Annotated in this window: 19 protein-coding genes; 7 read left to right on the forward strand and 12 right to left on the reverse strand. The window is 68.5% G+C overall.

Translation table 11 applies throughout. The features are described 5' to 3' along the window. Positions 1-504, forward strand: a complete 504-nt coding sequence (locus tag DELCS14_RS11425; protein ID WP_013801738.1) for a hypothetical protein — start codon at positions 1-3, stop codon at positions 502-504. 1 nt (position 505) lies between these two features. Here the strand turns inward: DELCS14_RS11425 and DELCS14_RS11430 are convergent, their stop codons facing one another. Next, positions 506-1,045, reverse strand: coding sequence for a pyridoxamine 5'-phosphate oxidase family protein (locus DELCS14_RS11430; protein ID WP_013801739.1), 540 nt, complete (start codon positions 1,043-1,045; stop codon positions 506-508). A gap of 238 nt (positions 1,046-1,283) precedes the next feature. Here DELCS14_RS11430 and DELCS14_RS11435 point away from each other — a divergent pair, with 238 nt between their 5' ends. The 4 genes from DELCS14_RS11435 (at position 1,284) to DELCS14_RS11450 (ending at position 4,587) form a co-directional block, all read left to right on the forward strand. Next, on the forward strand, positions 1,284-2,981 hold the full coding sequence (locus tag DELCS14_RS11435) for a long-chain fatty acid--CoA ligase (protein ID WP_013801740.1): 1,698 nt from the start codon (positions 1,284-1,286) through the stop codon (positions 2,979-2,981). Positions 2,982-3,005: 24 nt separating this feature from the next. Then, positions 3,006-3,431, forward strand: a complete 426-nt coding sequence (locus tag DELCS14_RS11440; RefSeq protein WP_228676871.1) for a GNAT family N-acetyltransferase — start codon at positions 3,006-3,008, stop codon at positions 3,429-3,431. A gap of 91 nt (positions 3,432-3,522) precedes the next feature. Beyond that, complete coding sequence (blaOXA, locus tag DELCS14_RS11445) at positions 3,523-4,296, forward strand: class D beta-lactamase (protein ID WP_013801742.1); 774 nt, start codon at positions 3,523-3,525, stop codon at positions 4,294-4,296. A gap of 72 nt (positions 4,297-4,368) precedes the next feature. Continuing rightward, a complete protein-coding gene (locus tag DELCS14_RS11450) occupies positions 4,369-4,587 on the forward strand; it encodes a hypothetical protein (RefSeq protein ID WP_013801743.1) in 219 nt (72 codons plus the stop codon). Between the two features lie 73 nt (positions 4,588-4,660). Here the strand turns inward: DELCS14_RS11450 and DELCS14_RS11455 are convergent, their stop codons facing one another. The 9 genes from DELCS14_RS11455 to DELCS14_RS11495 all read right to left on the reverse strand — a co-directional run bounded on the left by DELCS14_RS11455 (position 4,661) and on the right by DELCS14_RS11495 (position 14,822). Beyond that, complete coding sequence (locus DELCS14_RS11455; protein ID WP_013801744.1) at positions 4,661-6,310, reverse strand: PepSY-associated TM helix domain-containing protein; 1,650 nt, start codon at positions 6,308-6,310, stop codon at positions 4,661-4,663. Beyond that, positions 6,307-6,645, reverse strand: a complete 339-nt coding sequence (locus tag DELCS14_RS11460) for a hypothetical protein (protein WP_013801745.1) — start codon at positions 6,643-6,645, stop codon at positions 6,307-6,309. Before DELCS14_RS11460 ends, DELCS14_RS11455 begins: the two co-directional genes overlap by 4 nt. Beyond that, complete coding sequence (locus tag DELCS14_RS11465; RefSeq protein WP_013801746.1) at positions 6,626-6,898, reverse strand: hypothetical protein; 273 nt, start codon at positions 6,896-6,898, stop codon at positions 6,626-6,628. The genes DELCS14_RS11460 and DELCS14_RS11465 overlap by 20 nt, the downstream gene beginning before the upstream one ends. 79 nt (positions 6,899-6,977) lie before the next feature. Then, positions 6,978-9,131 (reverse strand): TonB-dependent siderophore receptor, encoded by a 2,154-nt coding sequence (locus DELCS14_RS11470; protein ID WP_013801747.1) that lies wholly within the window; start codon positions 9,129-9,131, stop codon positions 6,978-6,980. A 169-nt stretch (positions 9,132-9,300) separates the two neighbouring features. After that, positions 9,301-10,200, reverse strand: a complete 900-nt coding sequence (locus tag DELCS14_RS11475; protein WP_013801748.1) for an NAD(P)/FAD-dependent oxidoreductase — start codon at positions 10,198-10,200, stop codon at positions 9,301-9,303. Then, positions 10,187-10,672, reverse strand: a complete 486-nt coding sequence (locus DELCS14_RS11480) for an Rrf2 family transcriptional regulator (protein ID WP_013801749.1) — start codon at positions 10,670-10,672, stop codon at positions 10,187-10,189. The genes DELCS14_RS11475 and DELCS14_RS11480 overlap by 14 nt, the downstream gene beginning before the upstream one ends. Positions 10,673-10,738: 66 nt before the next feature. Then, positions 10,739-11,731 (reverse strand): tripartite tricarboxylate transporter substrate-binding protein, encoded by a 993-nt coding sequence (locus DELCS14_RS11485; protein WP_013801750.1) that lies wholly within the window; start codon positions 11,729-11,731, stop codon positions 10,739-10,741. A 49-nt stretch (positions 11,732-11,780) separates the two neighbouring features. Next, the gene (locus tag DELCS14_RS11490) at positions 11,781-12,929 is read right to left on the reverse strand and encodes a porin (protein WP_013801751.1); all 1,149 of its coding nucleotides are present in this window, start codon (positions 12,927-12,929) and stop codon (positions 11,781-11,783) included. A gap of 183 nt (positions 12,930-13,112) precedes the next feature. Then, positions 13,113-14,822 carry a tannase/feruloyl esterase family alpha/beta hydrolase gene (locus tag DELCS14_RS11495; RefSeq protein WP_013801752.1) on the reverse strand — a complete coding sequence of 570 codons (1,710 nt, stop codon included), beginning with the start codon at positions 14,820-14,822 and terminating at the stop codon, positions 13,113-13,115. Between the two features lie 195 nt (positions 14,823-15,017). Here DELCS14_RS11495 and DELCS14_RS11500 point away from each other — a divergent pair, with 195 nt between their 5' ends. After that, positions 15,018-15,905 (forward strand): 4-hydroxyphenyl-beta-ketoacyl-CoA hydrolase, encoded by an 888-nt coding sequence (locus DELCS14_RS11500; RefSeq protein ID WP_013801753.1) that lies wholly within the window; start codon positions 15,018-15,020, stop codon positions 15,903-15,905. A gap of 6 nt (positions 15,906-15,911) precedes the next feature. On the opposite strand, the gene DELCS14_RS11505 is transcribed toward DELCS14_RS11500, so the two are convergent. After that, positions 15,912-16,412 carry a MarR family transcriptional regulator gene (locus DELCS14_RS11505; protein ID WP_013801754.1) on the reverse strand — a complete coding sequence of 167 codons (501 nt, stop codon included), beginning with the start codon at positions 16,410-16,412 and terminating at the stop codon, positions 15,912-15,914. An 81-nt stretch (positions 16,413-16,493) separates the two neighbouring features. Then, positions 16,494-16,781: a zf-TFIIB domain-containing protein gene (locus DELCS14_RS11510; protein ID WP_013801755.1), complete on the reverse strand. Its 288-nt coding sequence runs from the start codon at positions 16,779-16,781 to the stop codon at positions 16,494-16,496. Positions 16,782-17,135: 354 nt separating this feature from the next. On the opposite strand from DELCS14_RS11510, the gene DELCS14_RS11515 reads away from it, so the two are divergent. Then, on the forward strand, positions 17,136-18,965 hold the full coding sequence (locus DELCS14_RS11515; protein ID WP_013801756.1) for a CocE/NonD family hydrolase: 1,830 nt from the start codon (positions 17,136-17,138) through the stop codon (positions 18,963-18,965). Positions 18,966-19,016 lie beyond the last annotated feature (51 nt).

Here is a 19,016-nt window from a genome sequence, read left to right on the forward strand (position 1 = left end):
ATGGTCTTCTGGAGCCGGCCACTGGATGCGCAGGAGCAGGCCTTTGTGCGCACGCATTTCGGCGCCTCGCTCGATGCGCTGCTGCCGCGCCTGCGCCTGTACCAGCGGCGGCTGGGCGATACGCGCAGGGCGCTGTCCATGAATGGCGGGCGCATCTTCATGCCGCGCGCCTTCTTCACGCAGTCCGATCCGCGCCAGCCGCTGCGCCTGTCGCATCCGCAGATCGCAGGCATCTTTGCCCATGAGCTGCTGCACCAGTGGCAGCGCCTGCAGGGCATTCCCGTCACGCGTCAGGCCGCCTGGCTGCAGTTCAAGGCGCTGTGCACGCGCGGCGATCCGTATGCCTATGAGCGCTGCGACGATCCCCGGCGCATGCTGCAGCGCTTTGTCCATGCCCAGGTGGAGCAGCAGGGCCAGATGTGGGAAGACCATGTGCGCGCCTGCGTGGCGGGGCAGGGCGATGCGGCGGGCGCCCTGATCGCGGCCCACGTGCGGGGCCAGTGAGTCAGCTGGGCTGGATGCTCAGTGCTTCGATCAGGTCATGGGCCGACACATCGCGCGCCGCGCCAAAGCCCGCCACGTGCCGGGCGATGGATGGCGTGATGCAGACAAAGCGGAAGTCGTCCAGATCGGTCATGAACGCGGCTTCGGGGAAGCGCAGCACATAGCTGTCGCGCGCGCCATCGGCCAGCACGCTGCCGGGAGGCGGTGTGCTGGCCACGCCTTCAATGGCCACGCGCTCCAGTGCATGCACGCCCTCGCCGTCCACTTCGGCCGCGCACACCAGCAGGCTGACGGCCGGGTGCAGTTCCATGGCCCGCGTGTGCGCTGCCAGTGCGCTGACGTGCAGCACAAAGCAGCCAAACTGCGCATTCCAGGCCCAGGGCACCATGGACAGCCGGGGAGCGGGCAGTGCATCGCCAGCCCCGGGGGCAGGGGAGTCGGCGGGCTGGGTGGCGAGGGCCGCGCTGCGGTGGCGGGCCAGCAGATCGCGCAGCGACAGCTGCAGGCGGGACAGGTGGGGCGTGGCGGGCGTGTCGGGCATGGCGCCATCGTACCTGTGGCGTACCTGGGGCGTACCTGTGGCGTGCCCGTGGCCGGCTTGCGAAAGCACAAGGCGAGTTGCGGTGGCAGCGGTATGCCATGGGCGCTCAAGCGTCACTTTGGCGACGATCTCCTGGGGCCTTCCCCAATGCCGGGAAGCGGGTGTGGGCCTAGCCTCGCTGGCAAGGCGGATTGCCGCCGTCCCTTCCACTCACCGACACTTCAAAGCCCATCCACCCATGCCCTCCCAGCCCGCGCACCACGCTTTCTGGCCCAGCCGCCTGCCCCATTCCATCACCGTGCCCGCCACCAGCGTCTGGGACAACCTGGCCGTCAATGCGCGACGCTACCCGGACAAGGCAGCCATCCGCTACTTCGGCAGCTCCATCAGCTACCGCGAGCTGTGCGAGGGCACGGAGCGCATGGCGGCCTACCTGCACAGCCTGGGCGTGCAGCGCGGCGACCGCGTGATCCTGCTGATGCAGAACACGCCTCAGCTCATCCTGGCGCACTACGCCATCTTCCGCGCCAATGCGGTGGTGGTGCCGGTCAACCCCATGAACATGGCCGAGGAGCTCAGGCACTACATCACCGACGCCGACGCCAAGGTCGCTATCACCACGGCCGACCTGGCCCCCGAACTGGCCAAGGCCAGCAATGCGCTGGCGCCCGGCCAGCGGCTGGAGCACCTGGTCGTCACCCAGTTCACGGACGCCTTCGATGCCGGGGTGCAGGGCGACGATGCCCCGCCCGTGCAGTGGCACGACTGGCTGCTCACCCGGCGTGAGCCGGCCGTGCTCGATGGCGGCAGCGTCCACACCTGGCAGCAGGCCCTGGCCTGCACCGAAGCCGCGCCGCCCCATGTGGTGGGCCGCGACGACATGGCCGTGCTGCCCTACACCAGCGGCACCACGGGCCACCCCAAGGGCTGCATGCACCCGCACCGCTCCATCAACCACAACGCCGTGGCGGGCAGCTACTGGGGCAGCGGCACCAGCGAGACCGTGGTCCTGGCCGTCGTGCCCATGTTCCACATCACGGGCATGGTCTCGGTGCTGCACACGGCCATCTTCGTGGGCGCCACCCTGGTCGTCATGCCGCGCTGGGACCGCGAGCTGGCGGGGCGGCTGATCTCTCGCTACCAGGTCACCAGCTGGACCAATATTCCCACCATGGTCATCGACCTACTGGGCAGCCCCAACTTTGCGCAGTTCGACCTCACCAGCCTCAAGTACATAGGCGGCGGCGGTGCGGCCATGCCACAGGCCGTGGCCCAGCGCCTGCTGGAGCAATACGGCCTGCGCTTCAGCGAGGGCTACGGCCTGACCGAGACGGCCGCGCCCACGCACAGCAACCCGTTCGAGCATCCCAAGCAGCAATGCCTGGGCATTCCCTTCATGAGCACCGAGGCGCGTGTCATCGACCCCGAAACCGGCGCCGATGTCCCACAGGGCGAGCAGGGCGAAATCGTCGTCCACGGCCCCGAGGTCTTCGACGGTTACTGGAAGCGGCCCGACGCCACGGCCCAGGTCTTCATGGAGATCGACGGCAAGCGGTTCTTTCGCACCGGCGACCTGGGCCACGTGGACGAGGACGGCTACTACTTCATCACCGACCGCCTCAAGCGCATGATCAACGCCAGCGGCTTCAAGGTCTGGCCGGCCGAGGTCGAATCGCTGATGTTCCGCCACCCCGCCATCCAGGAAGCCTGCGTGATCTCCACGCGCGACGCCTACCGCGGCGAGTCGGTGAAGGCGGTCGTCGTGCTGCGCGCCGGCAAGGAAGACACCACGGCCGAGGACATCATCCAGTGGTGCCGCGAGAACATGGCCGTCTACAAGGCGCCCAAGATCGTGCAGTTCGTCAAGGCCCTGCCCAAGAGCGGCAGCGGCAAGGTGATGTGGCGGCAGCTGCAGGAGGCGGAGGCCCAGGCCTAGGAGCAGTCACAGTCCACAGGCACAATGTCCGGGACCATGGTCTGCGACTTGCCCCTGATCCGCCGCTACGCCCCAGCCGACCTGCGGGGTGCCTATGAACTGCTCATTTCCAATGGCTGGGGCCATCGCATCGCCAGCCAGGACTATCTGGAGCGCCTCATCGGTGCGTCCCAGGCCGTGGAGGTGGCTGTGGCGGGCAACCAGGTGGTGGGTTTTGCGCGCGCCATCACGGACGGGCTGTCCAATGGATACCTGTCCATGGTGGTGGTTGCCCCCGGTTACCGGGGGCAGGGCATAGGGCGAAGGCTGGTCGAGGCCGTGACGGGTGCCGATCCCGGGATCACCTGGGTGCTGCGGGCCGGCCGTGAACAGGCCCCGCAGTTCTTTGCCAGGCTGGGCTTTGTCGCATCCGAAGAGGCGATGGAGCGCCGACGGGCTCGCGGCACATGACGGATTTCCAGTGCCACAGCCCGTCTATCATCGCGCGCCAGTCCTCATGAAACATTGATCAATGCGCCGATTCGTTCCCGTGGCTGCCGCAATGGTGGCCGGGGCCTTTTTCTGCATTCCGGCCACCGCGCACGAACTGTGCACCATCGTCGCCGACGCCGACACGGGCCAGTCCCTGGTGCACAGCGGCCCGGCCTGTGCCGAGCGCGTCACGCCGGCCTCCACCTTCAAGATCGCCATCAGCCTGATGGGCTATGACGCCGGCATCCTGCAGGACGAATCCCGGCCCGCGTGGCCGTACCAACCGGAGTATCCGGACTGGGGTGGCGATGCCTGGCGGCGCGAGATCACGCCCCAGGCGTGGATGAAGGACTCGGTGTTCTGGTACTCGCAGCAGGTGGCGCGGGAGCTGGGCCAGCAGCGGTTTGGCGCCTACGTGAGGGCCTTCCAGTACGGCAACGAGGATGTCTCCGCCGTTGCCGTTGCCCATCCCGGCCACAACGGCGCGTGGGTGGTGTCCTCGCTGCGCATCTCGGCGGCCGAGCAGGTGGCCTTCCTGCGCAAGATCGTGCGCCGGGAACTGTCTGTGAGCAGTCAGGCCATCGACATGACTGCGCGCATCACCCGGCACCCCGTGCCTGTGGACGGCTGGACCGTGCATGGCAAGACCGGCACCGGGTCGCCCGGCAGCGACAACCGCTACGATGCCAGCCGGGCCTACGGCTGGTATGTGGGCTGGGCCACCAAGGACCAGCGCAGGCTGGTGTTCGCCACGCTGATCCAGGATGAGCAGGCCCAAAAGCCCAATGCCGGCCTGCGCGCACGCGATGCCCTGCTGCAGCGACTGCCTGCCGCGGACCGCTGACAATGCACGGGCGTTTTCCTTTCCGCACCTCGCCCACACATCTCCCGCACAAGAGCGACAGACCGACACCCGATGAAGACCATTGACGAAATGCTGAACCTGGACCTGCTCACCCCCGAGCAGCACGTTGAGATCAGCGACTGGATTGCCCGCGCGAACTCCCCCGAGGAAATACTGCAGATGCCCGCCCCTCTTTGGCAGGCCGTGGAGCGGGCCAGCGAGGCCATGGGCGTCAATGCCGATCTTCTGCGGCCGCCCTCGCTGGATGCGGGCGGCGCCATTTTCGGATAGACCCAGCAGCGGGGATGGGCCGGCCCACCAGGCAACCGGCCCACCTGCGCACTCCCATGGCGTGCCGGCCAGGTCAGCTGGCCGGTGCCGGTGAGTCCTTGGTGTCCTGATGCGCCGGCCTGTCGCGCGGCGCGGACCACACACTGTCCTGCGGCCCACTGCGCGTGCGCCGTGCCGTGGCACGCGCCATCCAGGCCAGGGCCAGCACGCCGGCCACGGCCGTCAGGTCCAGGCCGATCAGCGAGGTGTCCACCCACGCGCCGGTGCCTGGCGCCAGCCAGCCCAGCAGCGATGACAGCGCGATCGCGGCCGTGCAGGCAGCGGCCAGCCACAGCAAGGCCGGGGCCGCGCGTGCCGCGCCGCGCACGAAGGCCCAGGCCATGCTGGTGAAGAACACGGCGTAGTAGATACCCATGTGCCATGCGGCCAGGTCATCGACGCGGCCCGGCAGCCACTTGGCGGCGGCAATGGTGGCGGAAATGCCGGCCACGCAGCCCAGGCAGACGCCGACGGTGGCCGAGGCCATGAGGGTCGTGTCGCGCCGCTGCACGGGCAAGTCTGCGCCCTTGCGTTGGGCCTTGCGCCGCGTCTCCACCCACAGCAGATTGCCGCCGTAGAACAGCCACGCGCCGGCCAGGCCCAGCAGGAAGTACAGCCACCAGACCGCGAGTCCGCCGAAGGAGGCCATGTGCAGCGCGAAGAAGCTGCTGATGAACAGGTTGGGCGTGCTCTGTCCGCCCGGGAGATAGTCGGCCGAGATCAGCTTGCCGCTGTACGGATCGAGCATGGCAAAGCCGCCCACGGCGCGCGGCGATACGGCCTGGGGATTCCTGCCCCAGACGCGCACGGTGGGCTTGGGGCCGGTGATCTGGGCGTACTGCAGTCTTTCGGGCTCGAAGCCGGGCGCGGCGGCCCTGACGATCTCCACCAGCTGCGAGGGTTTGAGCATGTCGGCGGGACTGCGTGCCGGCGCGTCCGGGGCCTTGCCCGAGGGGCGCGCAAAGGTCTGGGCCCATTGGCCTTCGTGGATCAGCCTGTCCTGCACGTCGAAGATCTGGTCGTGGTAGGCGAAGACCACGGCGCTCAGGGCCATGACGATATGAAAGGGCAGGCTGACGATGCCCACCACGTTGTGCGCGTCCAGCCACATGCGCTTGAGGTTCCTGCCCACGCGCAGTGCGAAGAAGTCCTTGACCAGCGAGGGCAGCAGGATCACCACGCCCGACACCAGGGCCAGGAAGTACAGGGCCGAGATCGCGCCCATGATCCAGCGGTTGGGGTCCGAGTCCACGGGCAGGCCGACCACGCGGTGCAGCACGTCGATGAACTCCACCAGGCGGGACGGGCGCTGCTCGCTGATCTGCACGCTGCCGTCGGCCGACAGCTGGGCCGTGTAGTGGCGTACGGCGCTTTCGTCATGGTCGTCGGCGTTGGGATCGCGCACCTGCCATTGCAGGCGCGGTATGGCGTTGTCGCCCTGCAGCTGCACGATGGCGCCGCGCGCGGCCGCCTGCGTGCTGGCCAGGGTCCGGGCGATCAGCGGCTGCACCTCGTCCATGGGCACGGCCTGCACCACGGCGGCAGGCGGCGTGGACCATCGCCGGATGGGTTCCTTGAACACCGTCAGCGCACCCGCGTAGAAGGCGATGAACAAGGCCATGCCGCTGAGGATGCCCGTCCAGGTGTGTACGGATTTGTAGATGCGGATGTAGTCGGCTCTCATGACAGGCCTCCTGCGCTGCTGTGCATTGCCGCGCGCACCAGCCACCAGGCGGCCAGGGCCAGCGCGTTGGCCCCGCCCAGCCAGGCCCAGGCGCGCAGGCCGCTGGAAAAGAAATACACCAGGGACTGCACCAGCAGCCAGACCGGCGGCACCAGCCACATGACCAGCTGCCCGCTCACTGCCAGCGGCATGCCGTGCAGCAGGGCGGCCAGCAGGCCACTGGCACTGATCGCCAGGCCCGGGCCCAGCAGCAGGCCGGCCAGGGTCTTGGAGATCCAGTCCGGCCGGATTGGGGCTGGCTTGCGCGGGCGGGCCTCAGGGTGTGCGTCGGCCATGGAACAGCGCTCCGATATAGGGCAGCAGGGCAAAGGCCAGCATCAGCAGGGTGAGCCAGGTGAACGTGGCGGCCAGCGTCCGCATGTCCTGGGCGAATGCCAGCCAGCCCGCTGCGAGCAGGCCGCCACCGGCCAGGAGGGCAGGCCGGCGCGGCCAAGCGGCCGCCCATAGCCGCTGGTTGGGCGAGGCGGCGTAGATGCACAGGCAGGCCAGCGAGGTGGCAAGCAGGCCGGCGACGGTGAAGAACGGCATGGAAATTCGATCGTGGGAAGCAAAAGACCCGGCGGGACACATGCGCCCCGCCGGGTGGCCCGCGCAGTGCGTCAGGCGGTCAGAACGACACGGTGGCCGACAGCCGGAAGGTGCGCGGTGCGCCGGGCATGACGAAGCCGTCGGTGAACATGCCGATCCAGTAGTTCTTGTCCGTCACGTTCTCCACGCTGGCATTGAAGCGCACGGGCGTGGCGCCGAACCTGGTCTCGTACTTGGCCATCAGGTCGAAGCGGTTCCAGGCCGGGGCGCGCAGCTTGTTGCCGGAGTCCACCCACTGCGAGCCGGTGTACAGCACGCGGCCGCCGACCGACAGGCCCTGCACGGGCGTTTCCCAGTCGATGCCGATGCGCGCGCGCAGCTTGGGCACGCCGTAGTTCTCACGGCCGGAGTTGATCTGGCGCGACTTGATGTACTCCACCCCGCCCAGCAGCGACAGCGTCTGCGTGAGCTTGCCGAAGGCGCTCCACTCCAGGCCCTTGAGGCGCTGCTCGCCATCGAGCACCTGGGCATTGCCGCTGTTGGTGATGATGGACGGCTTTTCGATGCGGAAGGCGCTCAGCGTGTGCGTGGTCTGGCCCGCCTGCAGCTTCACGCCCACCTCGCCCTGCTTGGTCTGCATGGGCGCCAGGGTCTCGCCGGTGTTGGCAAAGCCCGCGCCCACGGTGCGGCCGGGCTCCAGGCCTTCGGTGTAGTTGGCGTACAGCGAGACGTTGTCGCCCCAGGGCCGCACGACCAGGCCGGCCATGGGCGAGACGCGGCTCTTGCTGTAGTTGGACGACACGCCGTTGACCAGCGGCGTCTTCACCGTCTGGTGGCGTGCGCCCAGCGTCAGCAGCACCTTGTCGTTGGCGAAGCTCATCACGTCGGCCAGGGCCAGCGAGCGGAATTCGTTTTCGGTGGTGTAGCCCTTCCACTGCGGCGCGCCCGGGAAGGTGGGCGTCGTCGGCTCGTACATGTTGGTGGTGTAGCAGTAGTTGCAGGCCGTGTTGTAGGTGCCTTCCTTGTGCTTGAGGATGTTGAACGACAGTTGCAGCCGGTGCTGCACGCTGCCCGTGCTCAGCTTGCCGATGACGCCGGCCTCGGCCGTGCGGCGCTCGGACTCGGTGTGCACGTTGTAGATGGCGCCGCGCGTGGTGCCATCCAGGCCCGTGACGATGGCGCGGGTGCCGAACAGCAGGCCCTTGCCCTGCGCCTCGGAGGCGCCGAAGGCGAAATAGCCCTGCCAGTTCTGCGTGAAGTCCACCTCGGCACGCGCCAGCAGGCCGCTGTTGTCGTACTGGCCGTGGGTGCCGCGGAACATGTTCACGTCGCCGCTGGGCGGTGCCAGCAGCCGGCCCACGCCGGGGATGGCCGCGCTGCCCAGGAAGCTGAACATGCCCGGGCTGCCGCCGTCGATCTTGGTGATGCTGTTGTACAGGTCCAGCGAGAAGCGGGCCCTGTCGCCCAGGTAGTCCAGGCCCAGGGCGCCCACGCGGCGCTTCTGGCTCTCATCCTTGGCGCCCATGTCGCCCGAGCCGTAGACGCCGTTGAAGCGCAGGCCCAGCCGCTGCTCGGGGCCGAAGCGCCTGCCCACGTCGGCATGCATCTGCAGGTAGGAGTCCGAGACGTAGGTGGCCGTCAGGTCGGCCATGGGCTGGGCCAGCGCGCGCTTGGTGACCATGTTGACGGAGCCGGCCACGCTGGCCAGCGGCGGCATGCCGGACAGCAGCACGTTGGGGCCGCGCATCACCTCCACGCGCTCGAACATCTCGATGGGCACCGAATTGGCCGGCGCCACGCCGTACAGGCCGTTGGTGGCGATGTCCATGGCGGTCACATCCAGGCCGCGCAGGTTGAAGTTCTGCAGCAGATGTCCCTTGTTGGTGGTGAAGACCACGGCCGCATCGTTTTCCAGCACATCCTGCAGCGACAGGGCGGACCAGTCCTCGGCCAGCTCGCGGGTGTAGGCATTGACATGCACCGGCGCGTCCACGATGGAGGTGGCGCCCAGAATGCCCAGGCGTGCACCCTTGGCGGCCTTGCGCCCCGGTGCCAGCGTGGGCAGGTCCTCGCGCTCATACTTGTCGCGCACGTCGATCTGCGACAGCGTCGGCGTCGTTGCGGTCGGCGCCTGCGCTGCATCCTGTGCGATCGCCGTGGACCCGGCGCCGGCGGCCAGCATGGCCAGAACAATGGAGTTGAACCGCAGCGCGCGGCCGTTGGTGGTGTGCATGGACTGGACTCTTGATGTTGTAGATGTCAATGAGAATCAGTCTTAATTATATTTACGGATTTAGTTAGCATGGGAAGTTGTTGTATCCACGCATCGTCCGGCGGGCAGTTGATCTGCGTCCATGCACGGGCCCAAGGCCCGCCCCCCATCACCACCCCATCACCAACCATCACCACCCCATCATCGACCGGTGCGCGCCAATGCCCGCCATGGCGCCATCGCTCACCGCCATGGCCACGTTGCCGGCCGCGCGAGCCGCGTCGCCACAGGCGAACACGTTGGGGACGCTGGTGGCCTGGCCTTCCGCGACCTTGATGAAGGTGCCCATGGGGCCTTCTTCCAGGGCGCAGCCCAACTGCTCGGCCACGGGGCTGGCGATGCGGGTGCGCGGCTGGGTGAACAGGCCGTCCATCACCAGGCGGCGGCCATCCTGCAGCACCACGTCGGCCCGGCCTTCCAGGCGGGCGATGGGCGTGGTCTCCACCTGGGTGCCCCGGCGCGCAAGGGTGGAAAGTTCTTCGGCGCCGGGCGTGTAGGCGCCGTTGAGCAGCAGCGTGGTCTGGCCCCAGTCGGGCAGCATGACGGCGTGATGGTGGGCCAGGGCCGAGCTGGCGATGATGCCGATGCGCCCCGCATTCATCTCGTAGCCGTGGCAGTACGGGCAGTGAAAGACGCTGCGGCCCCAGCGCTCGGCCAGTCCCGGCACGGGCGGCAGGCTGTCATGCACGCCCGGCGCCAGGACGATGCGGGCGGCGCTGATGGCCGTGCCCGCTGCACGGAACTCCAGCCGGCCATCGGTCGCCACGCGGGCGTCTTCGGCCGTGCCGTCCAGCCACTGCACGGTGGGATAGGCCATCAGCTGCTGCCGGGCCTGGGCGGCGATCTGGGCGGGGGCCACGCCATCCTGGGTGAGAAAGCCGTGCGATGTCTCGCCGGCCTGGTCCACGAAGCGGTTGCGCCGCAGCCCGGCATCGACCACCAGCACCTGGCGGCGCGCACGCGCCAGTTGCAGCGCGGCGGACAGGCCGGCATAGCTGCCGCCGATGACGGCGAAATCAACGTGTTTCATGGGAGTGCTCCTGCAGTTGGTGCCAACCCTGGCCGCCTGCTGCGCGATGGCGGGCCAGGCGGGCGTGGAAGTCTTGGGACAGGGCAGCCAGCGTCACCGTGCCCAGGCGTGCAAGCAGGGCGGCCTCGGCCTGCTGCACCGCGTTGCTCAGGGCTTCGTTCACGGCCTGGGCGACCAGGCATTCGGGCCGGTCTTCCCTGAAGCCCAGCGCCACCAGGCCGGGCGCGCCCAGGGCCTCATGCACGTCGCGCAGCGTGGTGCGGTCCAGTTCGCAAGAAAGCACCCAGCCCCCGCCATGGCCCTTGGCGGAGGTGACAAGGCCTGCATCGCGCAGGCCCGACATCAACCGGCGCAGCACGACCGGGTTGGTCTGCAGCGCGGCGGCGAGCATGTCGGAGGTGGCAGGTCCATCGCCCTCGGCCATGTGCAGCAGCACATGGAGGACGTCCGAGAATTGGCTGTTCTGTTTCATGCAACATTATTTGTTGCATGATTGTGGCCTTGTCCCGTGAAGGGGAATGGGCCCGCCGCCGACTGATCAGGACTCGCCCGTGAACCCGATCTGCTTGACCAGCGAACTCCAGCGCTCGAACTCGGCCTGCTGGTCGGCCGCCATTTCCTGCTGTGTGCTGCCGCGCGCCAGCAAGCCCAGGGCGGCCAGCCCGTCGATCACGGCCTTGTCCTTGAGCGCGGCCGTGATGGCCGCGTTGGCGTTGGCAATGGTGGTGGCCGGGGTCTTGGCGGGAGCGTAGAAGCCGAACCATTCCTCCACCGTGACATCGGGAAAGCCCAGTTCGGTGAAGGTGGGCACGTCGGGCAGGAAGGGCGAGCGCTGCTTGCCCGAAGTGGCCAGCACGCGCAGGCGGCCCGCCTTCAGGTACTGCAGGTAGTCGCCGCTGGGGTTCATGGTGGCCGCGACCTGCCCGCCCACCAGGTCGGTGATGCTGGGCACGGTGCCGCGATAGGGCGCGTGCTTGAGTTCCACCCCCGAGCGCAGGCTCAGCAGCGCGCCCAGCAGGTGCGGCATGGAGCCCGCGCCCGGCGAGCCGAAGTTGGCCCGGTCGGGGTGGGCCTTGGCCCAGGCCAGGAAGTCCTTGAGGGTCTTGACCTCGGCCGGCACGGCAGGCCCCACGGCCAGGCCGTGGTAGATGACGGCGCCGATGGAGACGGGGATCGCATCCTCGGGCTTGTAGGTCAGCTTGGGGTAGATGTGCGGGTAGACCGAGAAGGCCGACACGGGCGCCAGCGCCAGCACCGAGCCGTTGGGCGGGGCGTTCTTCAGGGCCTCCACCGCGATGCGGCCACCGGCGCCGGGCTTGTTTTCCACAAAGCCCGGCCCTTTGCTGTAGGGCGTGCCACCCAGCCGCTCGGCCACGCGGCGGGCCACGCTGTCGCCCGAGCTGCCTGCCGGAAAGCCGTACATGATCTTGACTTGGTCCAGCGCCTGGGCCAGGGCCTGCAGTGGCGACAGCGACCCCAGGGCGGCGGCGCTGCCCAGGGCCTGGACGAAATGACGGCGATGTATCTGCATGGATGTCTCCTGGTGAAATCGAAAAAAGGAAAAGCTGGAAAGAACAGGCTCAGAACATGTGGCGGATGCCGACGTTGATGCCGGTCTGCGAGCGGCCCGGCGCGGTGTTGCTGCCCGGGGCGCCGCCGCTGACCGAGACGGTGGCCAGGCGGTCGTTGCGGATGTGGCCGAGCTGGGTGTAGACCGCCGTGCGCTTGGACAGGTTGTAGATGGCGCGTGCCACCAGCAGGTCGGAGTCGTAGCCCGACACGCCGCGGTAGCGCAGCGTCAGCCATTGGGTTTCGAGCACCAGCGCCTCGGTGACCGGGTACGAGGCGCCCACATACCAGAGGTTGCTGCGCGGCTTGACGGCGTCGCCATCGTTGTCGCGGCGCAGCAGGCCGCCGCCGACCTTCACGCCGGCCAGCTTGAAGTAGCCGCCCAGGTGCAGGCGCTCGTCATGCTTGGCGCTGGAGGTCATGCCGCCGAACACCGGGTCGGTGGACGAGGCCGGCGTGCGGCCGTTTTGCTGTTCGTAGCCCAGCGCCAGGCCCCAGACGGGCGTGTCGTACTTGGCATACAGCGACCACTGGCGGCAGGCCTGCGTGTCCGATCCGCTCTCGCCCGGGCAGTTGGTGCCCGCGGGGCTGGGGCCTGCGTTGACGGCATCGCGCCCGAAGCTGTAGCCCGCGCCCAGTGCCAGGCCGCCGAAGTTGCCGCGCCAGGCCAGCATGTTGTCGGCGCGCGAGTTGGGAATGTAGGCGTCCAGCGAGCCCATGGCGAAGACGGCCGGGCCGATGATGTCCGAATCGAGCAGCGACCAGAACAGCATGGAGTTCTGGCGGCCCATGGTCAGGCTGCCCCAGTTGCCGCCCAGTCCCACCCAGCTTTGGCGCCCAAAGCCGCGCCCGCCCTGGTTGAAGGTGCCCTGGTCGGGCGCAAAGCCCGACTCCAGCGTGTAGATGGCCTTGAGGCCGCCGCCCAGGTCCTCGCTGCCGCGCAGGCCCCAGCGCGAGGGCACCAGGCTGGTGGTCGATGGCATGCGGCTGAGACCGCCGCCCGCCGCCACGTTGTTCAGGTGCTCCACGCCCACATCGACGATGCCGTAGAGCGTGACGCTGGAGGTGCCTTGCGCGAAGGCGCCGAAGCTGGTGCTGGAGCCGGCCAGGGCCAGCACGGCGGCGGCCGCCAGGGTCAGCGGGGAAGGGGTTTTTTGCATGGTGATGTCTCCTCTGGTTTGAAAAATCGTTGCCGTCTTGGCGTGGGTGTCCGTGCGCCTTTTTTTCAGGCGCAGCGGGGCCCGGCCCCGCCGGGGGCGGGACTGCGGACAAGGGGTGGATGAGGGCGGAGGGGGCGGGCCGTTCAGGAGACCGTTCAGGCGCCGCCCGCCTTCAGTGCACGGTCAGCGGCAGCTGAAGCTGGCAGCGCTTTCCATGTCGCCGCTGCCGTTGTAGTGGGCGGCCAGCGGATGGGGGCACAGCGGCCGGGTGCGCGTGGGCGACCAGGTGGCGGGCAGGTCGGCGTTGACGCCGCCCGCATTGCCTGCGCCGCGCGCACTGGCGATCACGCGGTCTGGCGCCTGGCCTTTCTCCACCCAGGCCACGAGGGACCTGAGCATGTCGAACTGCTCGGTGGCCGGGCCGCCGCTGCAGTGGTTCATGCCGGGCACCAGGTACAGGCGGGCGAAGTCGGCGGCGTCGCCATGGTTGCGGCGCAGCGTGTCGTACCACTGCACGGTGTCGTCGCTGGAGAAGATGGGATCGGCCGTGCCGTGGTAGACCATGAGCTTGGCGCCCCGGTTGCGCAGCACGGGCAGCTTGCCGTAGTCGGGCGGGAGCATGAAGGACAGCGCGCTTTCGGTGTACAGCGCCGTAGTGGCCTGGACCTTGGCCAGCATGCTGTCCACGCTGCCTGTCAGCGCGAACTGCGGGCCGTTGAAGCTGGCCGGGTTCTCGGGTGGCGCCTGCCAGACCAGGCCCACGGCGCCGGTGTCCAGGTTCAGCGAGTTGGAGAATTTCCAGCCGGCCCAGCCGGCCGTATCCAGCCCTGCGTCATACGGGAAGCTGCTGTAGATGCGGCTGCCGCCGCTGGTGGTGGCGCCCTTGAACAGGCCGGCAATGGTGCTCTTTTGCTCGGCGCTGAGGCAGCTGCCGTCGCGCGCGCCGCCGCAGGTGGGCACGTCGCGCGCCAGGTCGAAGCTCGCCTGGCAGGCTGCGCCGGCCTGCACCATGCCGTCGGTGGCGCCGTCCAGCGCATCGCACCGGGCCAGCACGGCCTGGCTGACCAGGCGGCGCTCGGCCTGGGTGAAGCCCGTGCCCAGGTCGGCGGGCGTGGTGGCCAGCTTCGCATAGCCCTGGGCGCCGGCAATGTTGGCAATGGCCGCCAGCGGCAGGCGCGTGCCGGGGTTGCCGGCAATGATGCCGTCGTACTGGTCGGCATAGCGCGAGGCCGCCACCATGGCGTGGCGCCCGCCGTTGGAGCAGCCGCCCAGGTAGGAGCGGTCCGGGCCCTTGCCATAGGCCGTCTGCAGCGCGCTGCGCGCCATGGGCGTGAGCTTGCCCACGGCCTGGTAGCCGTAGTCCAGCCGCGCCTGCGGGTCCAGGCCGAAGAAGGGGCCCAGGCTGCCTGCATGCCCCGCATCGGAGCTGAGCACGGCAAAGCCCATCTGCAGCGCATTGCCCAGCGGCCCGCCGCCCAGTGCGCCCACGGCCGTGCTCACGCTGCCGTCCAGGCCGCCGTTGGCCTGGTAGAAAAAGCGCCCGTTCCAGTCGCGCGGCAGGCGCATCTCGAATCCCACGGCGTAGTTCTGACCATCGACGGTGCTGACGCGCTCGTGCATGCGGCCGGTCACGCGGCAGTGCTCGGCAATGGGCTTGCCTGCCACCGTCAGCGTGCCGGCGGCCACGGTCTCGGCGGCGGTGATGCGGGTGTTGGGGAAGGATATTTTCGCGGCCAGGTCCGTGCACGACAGCAGCGTGGCGGGGCGGGCCTCGGCCAGCTGCGCGATGCCGTCGCTCGAGCCGCCGCAGGCCGACAGCAGCAGGGCGGGAAGGGCGGCGGCCAGCGTGGCCGGCAAGGCGCGGGAACGGGTCTTGTGGATCTTTCTGTCCATGTCTGTCTCCTCGGAAGGTGGTGTGAAGCCTCAGCGCGAAACCGTTGCGTGGCAGCCGTTGCCCGCATCCGCATCGCTTTCTGATGGCCGCGATTTTGGTTATATTTAATAACCAATTCAAGCGGCCTTTGCGAATTTCTTATTGGGACTTCCCCTTGATGCCGGGGCAGGCAGCAGGCCGCACAGGAGACAGACATGGACCACGAAAAACTGATTGCCATCGACATCCACACGCATGCCGAGGTGAGCTGCTGGAACCCGTTCGACAACTACGGCGAGGAGTACGACCGCGCCGCCGACAAGTACTTCGGCAACGGCCGGCGCCCGACCATTGCCGAGACCGTGGCCTATTACCGTGAGCGCAACCTGGGCCTGGTGATGTTCACGGTGGACAGCGAATCGCAGCTGGGCCGGCGCCGTATTCCCAACGAGGAGATCGCCGAGGCTGCGCGGGCCAACAGCGACATGATGGTGGCCTTCGCCAGCATCGATCCGCACAAGGGCCGCATGGGCGCGCGCGAGGCGCGGCGGCTGATCGAGGAAGAGGGCGTCAGGGGCTTCAAGTTCCACCCCACGGTGCAGGGCTTCCATCCCTACGACCGCATGGCCTGGCCGATCTACGAGGTGGTGGCCGAGTACCAACTGCCGGCCATCTTCCACACGGGCCACAGCGGCATTGGCAGCGGCATGCGCTGCGGCGGCGGCCTGCGCCTGGCCTACAGCAATCCCATGCACCTGGACGACGTGGCCATCGACTTCCCCGACATGCAGATCGTGATGGCCCACCCCAGCTTTCCCTGGCAGGACGAGGCCCTGTCCGTGGCCCTGCACAAGCCCAATGTCTGGATCGATCTGTCGGGCTGGAGCCCCAAGTACTTTCCCCGGCAGCTGGTGCAGTACGCCAACACCCTGCTCAAGGACCGCGTGCTCTTCGGCAGCGACTATCCGCTGATCACGCCCGAGCGCTGGATGAAGGATTTCCAGGAAGCCGGCTTCAAACCCGAGGTGATGCCCGGCATCCTCAAGGGCAACGCGGTGCGGCTGCTGGGGCTGGAGCAGCCGGCAGCGGAGAAGGCGGACTGAGCGCGCTCAGTTGTAGATCTTCTGCAGCAGCTGGATCAGCGTCCTGCGCTCGGCGTCGGTCAGGCGGTAGGTGGCATCCATTTCCAATTCCGCCGCCGTTCTTTCCGCCCGGGCCGTGAGCTCGGCGCCAGCCGGCGTCAGGTGCACGCCCACGGCGCGGCGGTCGGTGGGGTGGGTGCGCCGCTCGATCAGCTTGCGGCGCTCCAGCGCTGCGATCAGGCCCACCAGGTTGGGCGGCATCACATCCAGCGCCGCGCACAGCTGGCGCGACGTGATGCCGGGGTTGTGGGACACCAGGGAGAGCACGGAGAACTCCACCATCTTGAGATCGTGGGTGGCCATGCGCTCCACGAACACTTCGATGATGGACAGCGAGGCACGCCGGGCGTTGTAGCCCACGAGGGTGTGCAGGAAGGAGGCGTCGATGGACGGCCCCGGCGCTGCAGTGCTGGACGGGGCCGTGTTCTCTGCGGCAGGAGCGGGCTTGGGTGTGCGGGCGCGGGGCATGGGGACAAGGAACTGAAAGCCGAATCATAGTGGGGCGCGGCTACCATGTCCCGATGCCGGCGCAGCGGACTTGCCCTGGTGCTAGAAGTCGAAAAGATCGGAGAGAAAGCCCTCGCGCTTCTTGCGGCGGTAACCATCGTGGCTGGAGTGCTCGCGCCGGTCATGGGATCCGTCAGGGCCCGCGCGCCGTTCCTGCGGGCGTTCATAGGCTGTTGGCGCTGCGGGTGCCTGGGCGGCGGAGCGCTCGATGAGCTTGTCCAGTTCTCCGCGGTCCAGCCAGACTCCGCGGCACTGAGGGCAGTAATCGATCTCTATGTTCTGGCGCTCGGAGATGATGAGCGTGGCATCTCGGCAGGCGGGACATTGCATGACAGTTTCACCTTTGCCTGTTCAGGCAGTGGCTCCATCGGCAACGATGGAGTGTGGGCCGGGCTGTTATGCGTTGAGGTCTCCAGCGAAGGCCGTTCGACTGCGGGGGCGATGGATAGTTCCGTCGCTCCAAGCGCCATCACCATGTCGTGCCAGTTCATGCCGCCCCCGGGGCCGAGGGCCGTGGCGACTGGCCGCGTTCGCCTTCAGCCTGTCTTCAGGCGCGCTTCAGCGCCACTTCAGCGCCCCTTCAGCCCCCCTTCAGCCTGTGCGTGCGCCATGTGCCCGGACGGTCCTACATTGCGGCCTGCCCCCTTGCGGGCATGACTGCATCAGCAACCAGGAGGACCATCCATGATGACTTTTCGCCATTCCCGCGCGTGGCTCGGCGCGGCCGGCATCGCCACCCTTGCCCTGGGCCTTGCGGCCTGCGGCGGGGGCTCTTCGGGCAGCACCAATCCCGGGCCGCGCATCTGGGGCTACATCCAGCTGCCTGACGGCAACAAGATGCGCTATTCGGTGGTCTTTCCCAAGGGGCCGGGGCCGTTTCCCGTGCTGATGGAGTACGACGGCTACGGATCGGGCTCGGTCACGGAACAGACCACCCAGGAGTGGACCAAGGAAGGCTATGCCGTGATGGGCCTGAACGTGCCCGGCACGGGCTGCTCCACCGGCGAGAACCAGTGGGCCGACGCCTCCGTGGGCGCGGCCGGGGCGCATGCGGTGGAGTGGGCGGCACGCCAGGCGTGGTCCACGGGCAAGGTGGGCATGGTGGGCTATTCGTATTCGGGCTACGACCAGCTGTGGGTGGCGGCACAGCGTCCGCCCAGCCTCAAGGCGATCGCGCCGGGCAAGAACGTGGCCGATCCCTACCGCGACGTGGCCTATCCGGGCGGCATCCAGAACATCGGCTTTCCCGCCAACTGGTGGCGGCAGTTCCCCGCGATATGGCGCCAGGCCGCCGACGATGCCAGGGCGCTGGATGGCGATACCGGATGCGCCCAGGTCGTGGAGGACAACATCCGCAAGATCCAGCGCCCCGACCTGGACATGGCGCGCTGGCTGGACGAGGACCGCTTCTTCGGCGCCCGCTACGCGCTCAAGAGCGCCATGAACTCCACGCACCGCATCGATATCCCCACGCTGGGCACCCAGTCCTGGCAGGACGAGCAGGTGGGCACCCGCATGGGCTACTACGAGGACAGCATCGCCCCGGACAAGATGTGGCTGATCAGCTCCAACGGCGACCACCACACCGACAACGCCCCCTTTCTGCGCGAGACCATGAAGCGCTTTTACGCGCGCTTTCTCAAGGGCGAGAGCAATGGCTTCGAGCACACGCCCCGCGTGCTGCTGGCGCAGGAAATGCAGTGGATGAACGGTGGGGGCGACTATGGGCAGCTGCGCCCCTCGGCCGTGGCCAGCTTTGACCGGCTGCCCGTGCGCGTCACGCCCATGACGCTGTGGCTGCAGCCTGGCGGCGGGCTGGGCGATGCGCCCCCGCAGGCCGAGCGCCAGTCGGCCAGCTACCGCTACCCGCTGCCGGGCGCCGAGGCCAACCATCCCGACGCGGACACCGAGTCCGGCGCGGGCCAATGGACGGCCAGCCCCGCCGGGCAGGGCCTGCTGCGTTTCACCACGGCCCCGCTGCCGCGCGCGCTGAGCTTTTATGGCGAGGCTTCGCTGGACCTGTGGCTCAGCGCCACGGCCGGCGATACCGATGTGCAGGTCACCGTCTCGGAAGTGCGTCCCGACGGCCTGGAGATGTTCGTGCAGCGTGGCTGGCTGCGTGCCTCCATGCGCGCGCTGGACGGCCAGCGCTCCACCGCCTTGCGGCCCTGGGGCGATTTCACCGAGGCCGCCGTGCGCCCGCTGCGCCCCGGCGAGCCCACGCCGATGCGCGTGGAAATCCAGAAATTCGCCCATGTGTTCCGCGCGGGCTCCAGCCTGCGCGTGACCCTGGACACGCCTTCGCAGACCGGGTACTGGGCCTTCGACCATCTGTCCACGCCTTCGACCAACACCGTCTGGCTGGACCGCAGCCGGCCGTCGAAGATCGTGCTGGGCCACATCGCCTATGCCCATGAGCGGCAGCTGCCGGACTGCCGGCGCATGCTGCGCCAGCCCTGCAGGCCCAACGAGGAGGCCGTTCCTTCCGGCGTGGGCCCCCAGCCGCCGCTGTGATTCCATGCCCCGGTGTTGACTATGAATGAACGTTCGTTCATTATTCGGGGC

The sequence above is a fragment of the Delftia sp. Cs1-4 genome, assembly GCF_000214395.1.
GTDB lineage: Bacteria > Pseudomonadota > Gammaproteobacteria > Burkholderiales > Burkholderiaceae_C > Comamonas > Comamonas acidovorans.